The sequence below is a fragment of the Escherichia sp. WS1451 genome (assembly GCF_046487365.1).
Lineage (GTDB): Bacteria > Pseudomonadota > Gammaproteobacteria > Enterobacterales > Enterobacteriaceae > Escherichia > Escherichia coli.
Window position 1 is genome coordinate 84,658 of the sequence record NZ_JBJQJP010000018.1, and the last position, 9,696, is coordinate 94,353.

The window sequence follows — 9,696 nt, forward strand, 5'->3', positions numbered from 1 at the left end:
TAAAACAGAATATTATTCTGTTAGGTGGATCGGTTGTAAGATAAATGATCGTGAGTAGAACAAAAGTCGATCTTTTAATCCAAAAGAAGGATCTAAAGCAGAAAAATCTGCTTTTAAAAATAGATTTTATTTTTTTGACGCAGGTCAGGATTAACTCATTAGAGGTATCGGTGAGGAGGCACTGGAAGAGAAGAGATCGTTGTAATGCTTTTCAAATTAACGTAAAGCGGGTATATTTCGGCTGTTATTAGCTGTGCAGAGGGTGGCACTCTGTGGAGCAAAGCGGCGAAAGCCGGACGGTAGAATGCACCATAAGGCATTCAGGAGAGATGGCATGTACGGGCAGTAAGTCAGAAGACTGAAGATGCTCCGGAAGCCATAAAAGGAAAACCCCCACTATCTTTCTTACGAACTTGGCGGAACGACGAAAGATAGTGGGGGCCTCACAGAATACGGGTAAAGTATAATGAAACCGTACCAGAGATTCAACCCTGTGCAGTGTATAAATACACGGCACAATCGCTCCGCCATAAGCGACAGCTTGTGGCAGGTCTGAAGAATACTCCATATAACGCAGTACACTGGAGTCAGTTAGCACCCGAAGAGCAGATCCGTTTCTGGGAAGACTATGAAGCGGGAAGGGCGACCACTTTCCTGGTTGAACCGGAAAGGAAGCGCACGAAGCGTCGTCGCGGTGAGCACTCCACCAAACCCAAATGCGAAAATCCGTCCTGGTATCGTCCTGAGCGCTATAAGGCGCTGAGCGGGCAGCTCGGGCACGCCTACAACCGTCTGGTGAAAAAGGACCCGGTGACCGGCGAGCAGAGCCTGCGCATGCACATGTCTCTGCATCCTTTTTACGTGCAGAAACGAATGTATGCCGGTCGCAAATATGCTTTCCGTCCGGAAAAACAACGCCTCCTCGATGCCATCTGGCCGGTTCTGGTCAGCTTCAGTGATGCGGGCACACATACCGTAGGCATGAGTGTTTCCCGTCTGGCCAGAGAAATCAGCCCGAAAGACAGCAAGGGGAAGGTTATTCCGGAACTGGAAGTGACGGTCTCCCGCCTTTCCCGTTTGCTGGCCGAACAGGTACGTTTTGGTGTGCTGGGTGTTTCAGAGGAAACCCTGTGGGACCGTGAAACCCGCCAGCGTCTGCCACGTTACGTCTGGATAACACCGGCTGGCTGGCAGATGCTGGGCGTCGACATGGTAAAACTTCACGAACAGCAGCAGAAACGACTGCGTGAAAGTGAAATCCGCCAGCAGCTCATTCGGGAAGGTGTTCTGCGTGAGGATGAAGATATCTCCGTTCATGCGGCCAGAAAACGCTGGTATCTGCAGCGCAGCCAGGATGCCCTGAAGAAGCGCCGTGAAAAAGCCGCAGCCAGCAAGCGTGCCAACCGCCTGAAGAAATTACCTGTTGACCAGCAGATTTATGAGATGGCTGAGTATCTCCGGAAGCGTCTGCCGCCGGATGAAGCCTATTTCTGTTCCGATGACCATCTGAAGCGACTGGCCATCAGGGAGTTGCGTCAGCTTGAACTGACGCTGGCTGCCCCGCCACCGCACTAGACAGCATCATTCCCTCAGCACTGAATCATCGCCAGCCCCTCCGGGGCTTTCGGCGCAGATTCCGCTCAGCCCAAAATCCTTAGTAGTCACCTTAAATCCCCTCAGAGGGGCATATCTGCCCATAAAACCACGCATCAGTCATCAGAACGTGGCCACGTTGTTTCAGTTATCCACATAAATCCGCAAACAAAGAACTTTAAGAAGCTGCAAACCTGAAACAGCAAACCTGCAATATACTCTTAACCCCATCATTTAATCCCCTGCGTTGCTTCGCCGCAGGGAAAGTCTTTATCTCTGAAACCACTGTGAACAAACACAAAGAGGCCTTCGCTTGCAGCGGCCAAGGCCGCGCCGCTCAGAATCTAAAAGCACCTCCCACGCTGACGCGCGGGCCCCGAACCTCACCGTTCTGGAACCACAACAAAAAAACATCAGGAATAAAAACACCACACAAACGCAGCACCGTGCCCACCCCTCATAACTGAAAAGCGAGGCCGCCCCCGCCCAAAGGGCGGGAACAACATCGCTTTTAATTATGAATGTTGTAACTACATTGTCATCGCTGTCAGTCTTCTGGCTGGAAGTCCTCAGTACACGCTCGTAAGCGGCCCTCACGGCCCGCTAACGCGGAGATACGCCCCGACTTCGGGTAAACCCTCGTCGGGACCACTCCGACCGCGCACAGAAGCTCTCTCATAGCTGAAAGCGGGTATGGTCTGGCAGGGCTGGGGATGGGTAAGGTGAAATCTATCAATACGTACCGGCTTACGCCGGGCTTCGGCGGTTTTACTCCGGTATCATATGAAACAATGGAGTGCCGCCTTCCATGCCGCTGGCGCGGCATCTGTTAACAATCAATACTTTTATCATTATTATCAGGAAAAAATTGATCGTCTGAATAAAAATATATGAATGATAAAAAAGAGAGATACATATCTTCCGAGCTGTCAGATAAAACTCAACTTTCTGTTTTGCGCAGTATAGTTGGATGGGGCTATGAAAAAATAAGACATTCTCTGGGGCGACCAGGGCAACTTGAAAGAGCGATTGCATCCGGGGAGTTAATCCCGTGTCCTTTAAAAACTCCTGTCGATACACTATGGACGCGATCGGTGATTTACTGGCAGGACTGGATATCCCCATCATGGATACCATCTGATTCTCGCCAATGTACGATAGATTTCTATAAGCCAGGCTACTATCGTGGTTTAGAACGATGTCATATGGTTGTTCCCGAAGTTCAGAATCTGATTAGCAAAGAAGATATTCCTCATTTTTCGTGTGATATCACCGATATTCAGGGTATCTCCGCATCGAAATCTGAGATGTATGATATTGGTGACATTTATGAATTTCCTCTACTGAGATGCCCTGGGCTGGTTACCCCGGTAAATGAAGAACATCTCAGAGAAAATATGCAGTACTGGGAGTTAAGGCTCCATCGAATGCGCTTTGCTGAATATCCGTGGACTGAGCGTAAGCTGTATTGGCTGAATGAAGGTGGCTCACATCATTTTGCAGCTGCCCGTTATCAGGCATGCCGTCTGGGAATTTCTGTTCCGCTTACGGGCAGATTGAGTCGCTTCCATGTAAACATGCAGATGGTTTCAGCTTTATGTCAGCAATGGCACCTGTTTGCTATTCCTGCAGATGAACGGTTAGCCTGCTTTTTCAGGGCGATGATTGCCTTTGAATGCCCATTTGGTAATTCAGAATTACCTCGGAATATGCACAATACTATAAAGTCAGGAGTCAAACTCAAACTCGTTTGGCTTGAACGTGGTCATACCAAAGCAGACATTGTTGCAGATGTACTTGCCACAGCAGGTTTCCCTGATTTTGGGGATCAATTGAAGCTGCTGGCTACCAGCAGCCTGCAAAAAACACATAAGCTGGCCTGAAAGGAATACTTCACAATGAATATCATTGTGTTGGTAACCTGCTGTTATCGTGATGAAATTACCGCTCAATTTTTTCGGTTGACGCGGTCTGTTCCTGCATGGTTTTCATCTTTAGCTTCTGTTTTTCCCTTACTGCCAGCCAGCGTCTGGCATTCTGCGCATCGCATTCTGATACCTGACCTGCTGGTAGTCCATCCAGTCCATAACGAGGGATACCTGCGACAGCAGTACGCAGCAGATATACCTGTCGGGTGGTGATGCAGGATATTGCACAGGACCATTCATCCAGTGTCAGTTCTGTCTCAGGGTGTTCTGTCAGGAATGCGGCAAAATCATTGGTTATGCCAATTTTCAGTGGAAGAAATCCCCCGCTTTCTGCGCGAAGATGGGGAAACAGAGACTTAACTTTTTCCACGCAATTGTGAGTAAATTCATGAGTCCAATGAGGCTGGCGTGGAAAACGGCGTCTTTTTCTTTTTTTCTTACTGGCAGAAGCTTCAGGGGGATGAGTATCGACGGCAGGAGAACTGCTTCCCACAGATACTGGATCTTCCATCTTTACCGTCTCTGAACGTGCGATAACACCTGTTTTTTCAGATAAGGAAGGGGGTAAAAGAGTGCGACGTTTTTTCACCATAATGATGGGTGTTTTCTTTTCTTCCTGATATTTCCCCATAAAAACCTCTACGATGTGTTCTTATATAATAATATATATCATATTTTCACAATTAACATAATATCTTCGTTAAGAAAATAACAGAACAAAATTTGTTGTTTTTTTATGACAGGCATGAAATGAGCCAGCATAATTATATTAATCATTATCCCAAATGAGCTTTTGTATTTGCTCATTCGGGATGGTTGGATATTTTAAGTTATATCTACTGTATCATTCTCAGGTAATCGTTCCATTAAATCAGAAACTACGGGCTGTAACCAGTCAGTGACTTCACTTACATACTGATGCCATTCGGGATGCCTGGAGGCCAGATCCATCACTCGTGTTAACCCGGACGGACGATCAATGCCCAATTTAGTTAAAATGTTCGAGATATAATTATGAGCATCAAGTTCAACTCTGATATCCCTTGCTGCTTCTATTATTTCTAAATATTCTCCACCCAATCCGTCCAGTGGGACATTTGTAATAAGATAATGAATGTATTGTTCAGGCTTAACTCCATTTGGGAGATTAAATTGTTTTATTTTTCCTTCCGCTGCCGCTTTTAACTCATAAGTTCGTGATTCTGTGCCGGTGAAAACTTTATCAAGAGCAGCTTTCTTTTCATTTTCTGTGGAGTATTTATCGCCATCAAGAATATAAAGTTTATCAGATAGATTATCTCCACGAATAAGTGTACTGGCAAGTAGAGTGAATGCGTTTGAAGCTGCGCCAAATTTAAATATTTTCACATATCTGCTGGCCTTAAGTAAAGAACATATTTTATTTATTATTGCAACAGCAAGATCATCTTCCACATATATTTCAATGGGAGTTGTTGATTTACCTGTTAATCTGTTTATAGCATCAGGTTTTGTTTCTTCAAATGAATAACTACGGCCTTGAATGTTTACGACGTGTCTTATATTTATCTTGTCTGATAAAGTGGTTACCATTTCTCTATGGGTAGTGAAGATGATTTGTTTATTTTTATCTTCGGCATGAGTTGATATGACGTCTATTAACTTTTTCAATGCTTCGTCATGCAACAGCAAATCTAATTCATCGATTAATATTAAGGCGTTCTTGTCCGCTTTTAATATTGTTTCCAGAATTAAAAATATCTTTTGCTCTCCTGCGCTCATACTTAATGATGAGTAGGCCAGTCCCTCTGACTCAACTCCAATCAATATTTTTCCATTGGGTTGTTGATGTTGATTGAAACTTGTATATGGTTTATTAAGTATATAGGAGGCGTAATGAAGAATGTTTGTTATTAAATCATTACTGACACTGCTGGTTTCATACTGAATATTATTCTTTTTTTCTGATTCTATTATAGGAACACATTTATCAATGCCAAGATAGTAAACTTCTCTTAAAGGACGACGAGCATAAATCTGAATCCATCGTGAGCCTCGAACATCAGCTTTTCCATAATTTTTTAATTCATTTTCAATCATTACACCATCTTTACGATAAGTTAAATTTACAATGAAGTCACTGCCGTTCCATTCAGCATGTGGACTGCGTGGAAAAAAATGCATTAACCGATGGTCTTCACCGGGGAAACCTTTTTCAGGCATGTATATGCTTGCTATGGCATGGAGTATTGTTGATTTTCCGCTTCCATTTGGACCTAAAATTGCGGTTAACGCATGAGGTTTAAAAATAATCTCGTTTAATCCATTTATACATTTTAGTTTGTTAATTTTAATGGAGTTCAAGACTTGACCAGTAATAGTTTTTTTCTTTTTTTCTGCCATTTTTAAATCCTAGCATTATGTTGGGGGAATTCACCATGTAATTCAGAAACATATAACTGTGAACAGGGGATATATCAAATCCTTTTAATATTCTATTTTGCACAGTATTCTACATCAGGCCTCTTTTATGCTACAGACTTTTTGAGATGTCTGTAATTTTAGACTTAATGTTATGACTGATCATATCTCCTATCCACTGGTGGCGCAGGAAAGTTAACCGGCTGCCACCATGGGATGATGTGTAAACCGTGCACAGGCGTGTTCTTACGGAGCGGCACTTTCATTTATCTGTACGCGAACCTCCATTCCGGCATCATGACAGGCCTGCAGCCACTGCGCCACTTCCAGCGGATCGCCCTCCCGGCGTATCACCCTGCCTTCTTTATTCCATAACTGCAGACAGGTGCTGCCGTCGAGACGCACCACAAAATCCCCACGGCAGGCCTGATACGTCATGCCGTTCAGCTCCACCGCCAGATCAGTGGCAGAAGTGCCTTCTGCGGGCAGACCTGCGGCCGGGACCAGCGGTAGTACGACGACTTCTGCCGCACGCTGTTCTGCCCGGAGGCGGTCCTGTTCTGCCTGCAGCAGAGGCTGTGCCACGGCCCGGCCGGCGTCCGTCAGCTCGACAGCCAGCTGCAGATTCGGGGCGCGCAGGGTACGCAGCCAGCCGGCATCCTCCAGACGACGGCAGGACGCGCGCAGGTTTGGCCCGTAGATCGGGGCTTCCCCGCTTCGCTCCAGCACCCGTTCCAGGTCCCGCGTCAGCACGGGGCCCGGCCGTTTTTCATCAAGCGCAGCCAGCACAATCAGCACTCTCCGCTGCAGTGGCGACGGTCGGCGGCTCTGGGTCATTACCTGTCATCCTCCGGCCAGATGAGGTTTCTGAGGCGCTGAAAGTCGGCGTCAATGAGCTCCTGTCTCTTTATGGCATTCATTGAGGCATAGCCATTTATGGCCAGTTCATGCCAGAAGATCAGCACGGCTCCGGCTTTGGCTGACTCGCAGAGATAAATCGCGCCCTGGCTGTCCAGATTGCATTCCCGGATGCGTCGTTCCGCAAACCGGGTCAGTTGTTCATAGCTGAGTGAAAACGTCATTTCCTGATCCATCCTGCACGCTCCATCTGATAATGTTCTGACAGGTAAAAATCATATCATGTATGATTTATGTACTCTTGATTTCTGATAATATCAGATATTGTTTCATTTTTAATGATGAAAATCATATCTGATATGATTTTATGTGTATTTCTTAATTATCATATCATTTGCGTCTTTTCTGCCGCGCAGATCCGGTTTCCGGCTAACACGGAGATAATAGGTTAGGTGGTTCTGTTGTTAGGGTATGGAGAACATTTCTCGAGCCGAGCAAGGGAAATTACTCACACCATTTGCTATGCTAACGGCCACACTAACCAGCCTTTTTTCGGGGTAATACATGCCGTTAGCACAACTGAAGCGTGACACTCTTTCCCTTGTTAAGCTAAATGGCGACAGGACTGATGGGATAAAAGGAAGTGTTCAAAAGAATAAGATTTTCATTAGCCGGAGCGATATTGCTATTGAAAAGGGGGATCTGCTTATACGCAGTATGCCGCATGGCGGTACTGAAGAATATATTGTAATCGAACCTAACTTCAGAATGGGTGTAGGCGGTATTCCTGCGACCTATCAGGCTGAGGTGATACTGAAGGAAAATACAACTACCGAGGAAATGACATCATCCCCTTCCACAGCAGTACCGGAAGCAGTTATTGCCACTGTAAATACATTCATTGCTCTGTGTGTCACCATTGTAAATGAGGGCGCATCAAGTCCTGATAAATATGCTTCGCAGTTTTATCGCTTGCGTCAGGAATTACTTGAACTCGATAATATTATCACCATTCCTTCATGGATCAGATTCTCCATGTCACCCGCTGACATTAAGAATAATGTTGGTTTAAACGTCACAGGTGGCGATGGAGCTTGGGGGCGAAGACGACAGTATTTACAGAGCGAATCTATTAAAATACTTTCAAGCTATAAAACCGCACCAATTATTGAGCATTCTGTTAGTGAGAATAAAATAAAAAATACTGAGCAAGTCAGCGGGTTGACAACGATGGCAAGCGATGCAGGGTTAAACATGAAGAAGAAAGTATTCATTGTCCATGGGCACGATGATAAACTAAAAAACGAGGTTTACATTTTTCTGGCAAATGAAGGTTTCCAGCCTGTCATACTTCATCATGAAGCCAATGAAGGACAGACCATAATCGAGAAGCTTGAGAAGCATATCGACACTGTATCCTATGCAGTGGTGCTTTATACTGCCTGTGATGAAGGGAAAGCCAAGAATGAAACTGAACTAAAAAAAAGAGCCCGGCAGAATGTTGTTTTAGAACACGGCTGGCTCATGTCCAAGCTATCGCGTAAATTCGTCGCTGCGATAGTTGAAGATGGCGTTGAATTTCCTGGAGACCTGTCCGGAGTGGTCAGAATATCTGCATCAGACTGGAAATATGATCTGTCTAAAGAATTAAAAGTGCTCAATAATTAAATTGTATTCAGTGATGTAAGGATACTATTATGGGATACACCAGAAATCAGCACATGCTCTCACAGTGGTTTCTCAGGAACTTCCGCAGTGATGATACGGCACAGAGTCCGAAGGAGAAGCAACGGGTCTGGGCCCACGTTGTGGTTCCTACGGCAGAAGGCAAAAATGACATAAAGGACATCCCGCTACCGATATCCAGCGTGGCCGTCTGTAAGGACTGCTTTCGTCTTACCGACGGTGACACAGGCGAGGTTTTTGATATCGAGCATGAGCTCAGTGATTATGAACAGGATATGGCTTTGCTTGTCCGGGATCTGGTTCAGAACCATAATTTCGCGCGTCTGGCTAACTGTGACACTGATGATTTTCCGGTAGAGAAGCTTGCAAGTTTTGCTATATTTCAGATGTTACTTAACCTCAATAACCCGCAAAGCAGATTTCCGGGTAAAAATGAGTTATTTCAGTCATTCATTAACCTAGTAAAAAACAACCTTCAGCATATCATTTCCGAAACAATTTCTTTGTCTGACGTTATGCCGGAGTTGGCGGCTTTAAGTATCTATCAGAAACTGATTCGTATAGCTCGTTCTTCTTCTGGGGATGACGAAAAAGCTAAGGCCATGTTTGTATTATTTTCCCTTCTCGCACTTCAGGGTAAAATAACAATGATTGACACTATGGCCTGGCTACGCGGAGAGGTTTTTTCCGGAATACATCGTGTGGATATATTTCATACCGGGCACCACTTTTACAGTACAGAACCACGTCCGGTATTTACAGTATCACCTAATGTATTTTGCAAAATGACAGAAGAACGCGTCCTGTACCTTCCCCTTGCTCATAATTTGGCTCTTAAGTTTTATCAGTACCCGGAACACGGGTTTTTCACCCCACTGGAAATTAATGTATTCAGCCCGGACCCTCAGAAACTACTTACAAAAGACATGTCACGAATCAAAGTTTATAAATGCTCCTATGATTATATTGATCAGGTTATGTCAACAATTGATATGTATAACGTCGGATTTTCAAATATTATTTATTCTAGCTGGCAGCTCAGTGATGTTGAAAATTATCTGAGGCTACAGAACGAACATCATGATACTTATTATCTTCCGGAACATCCCGTTTGCTGGACGGCACTGTTGCAAATAGTCGGTGGTGATAAACTTATCATCCCCTTTTGCTGATGGAGCTGCACATGAACCCATTCAAAGGCCGGCATTTTCAGCGTGACATCATTCTGTGG

General features: G+C 45.0%; 8 protein-coding genes. 4 read left to right on the top strand and 4 right to left on the bottom strand.

Annotated elements, in window-relative coordinates:
• Nucleotides 1-543: 543 nt before the first annotated feature.
• Nucleotides 544-1,575 carry a plasmid replication initiator RepA gene (gene repA, locus ACJHX7_RS19990; RefSeq protein ID WP_282655690.1) on the top strand — a complete coding sequence of 344 codons (1,032 nt, stop codon included), beginning with the start codon at nucleotides 544-546 and terminating at the stop codon, nucleotides 1,573-1,575.
• A 908-nt stretch (nucleotides 1,576-2,483) separates the two neighbouring features.
• Entirely contained in the window at nucleotides 2,484-3,476 is a 993-nt protein-coding gene (locus ACJHX7_RS19995; RefSeq protein WP_001579760.1) for a DUF6685 family protein, read from the top strand.
• A 58-nt stretch (nucleotides 3,477-3,534) separates the two neighbouring features.
• On the opposite strand, the gene ACJHX7_RS20000 is transcribed toward ACJHX7_RS19995, so the two are convergent.
• From ACJHX7_RS20000 to ACJHX7_RS20015, 4 genes are all read right to left on the bottom strand, one after another.
• A complete protein-coding gene (locus ACJHX7_RS20000; protein ID WP_000521604.1) occupies nucleotides 3,535-4,152 on the bottom strand; it encodes a ProQ/FINO family protein in 618 nt (205 codons plus the stop codon).
• A gap of 194 nt (nucleotides 4,153-4,346) precedes the next feature.
• Nucleotides 4,347-5,903, bottom strand: a complete 1,557-nt coding sequence (locus ACJHX7_RS20005) for an AAA family ATPase (RefSeq protein WP_410231683.1) — start codon at nucleotides 5,901-5,903, stop codon at nucleotides 4,347-4,349.
• Between the two features lie 264 nt (nucleotides 5,904-6,167).
• Nucleotides 6,168-6,758, bottom strand: a complete 591-nt coding sequence (locus ACJHX7_RS20010) for a hypothetical protein (RefSeq protein WP_065800293.1) — start codon at nucleotides 6,756-6,758, stop codon at nucleotides 6,168-6,170.
• The gene (locus tag ACJHX7_RS20015) at nucleotides 6,758-7,015 is read right to left on the bottom strand and encodes a hypothetical protein (protein ID WP_000371888.1); all 258 of its coding nucleotides are present in this window, start codon (nucleotides 7,013-7,015) and stop codon (nucleotides 6,758-6,760) included. Before ACJHX7_RS20015 ends, ACJHX7_RS20010 begins: the two co-directional genes overlap by 1 nt.
• A 328-nt stretch (nucleotides 7,016-7,343) precedes the next feature.
• Between ACJHX7_RS20015 and ACJHX7_RS20020 the strand changes: the two genes are divergently transcribed.
• Complete coding sequence (locus ACJHX7_RS20020; RefSeq protein ID WP_001127573.1) at nucleotides 7,344-8,447, top strand: TIR domain-containing protein; 1,104 nt, start codon at nucleotides 7,344-7,346, stop codon at nucleotides 8,445-8,447.
• A gap of 29 nt (nucleotides 8,448-8,476) precedes the next feature.
• Entirely contained in the window at nucleotides 8,477-9,637 is a 1,161-nt protein-coding gene (locus ACJHX7_RS20025; protein WP_064148452.1) for a DUF4238 domain-containing protein, read from the top strand.
• Nucleotides 9,638-9,696: the final 59 nt, after the last annotated feature.

What these genes read in the sequence shown, in the direction of transcription:
- ACJHX7_RS20000 (WP_000521604.1), bottom strand. Translation starts at nt 4,152, where the DNA reads ATGGGGAAATATCAGGAAGAAAAGAAAACACCCATCATTATGGTGAAA.
- ACJHX7_RS19995 (WP_001579760.1), top strand. Translation starts at nt 2,484, where the DNA reads ATGAATGATAAAAAAGAGAGATACATATCTTCCGAGCTGTCAGATAAA.
- ACJHX7_RS20010 (WP_065800293.1), bottom strand. Translation starts at nt 6,758, where the DNA reads ATGACCCAGAGCCGCCGACCGTCGCCACTGCAGCGGAGAGTGCTGATT.
- ACJHX7_RS20025 (WP_064148452.1), top strand. Translation starts at nt 8,477, where the DNA reads ATGGGATACACCAGAAATCAGCACATGCTCTCACAGTGGTTTCTCAGG.
- ACJHX7_RS20015 (WP_000371888.1), bottom strand. Translation starts at nt 7,015, where the DNA reads ATGGATCAGGAAATGACGTTTTCACTCAGCTATGAACAACTGACCCGG.
- ACJHX7_RS20020 (WP_001127573.1), top strand. Translation starts at nt 7,344, where the DNA reads ATGCCGTTAGCACAACTGAAGCGTGACACTCTTTCCCTTGTTAAGCTA.
- ACJHX7_RS20005 (WP_410231683.1), bottom strand. Translation starts at nt 5,903, where the DNA reads ATGGCAGAAAAAAAGAAAAAAACTATTACTGGTCAAGTCTTGAACTCC.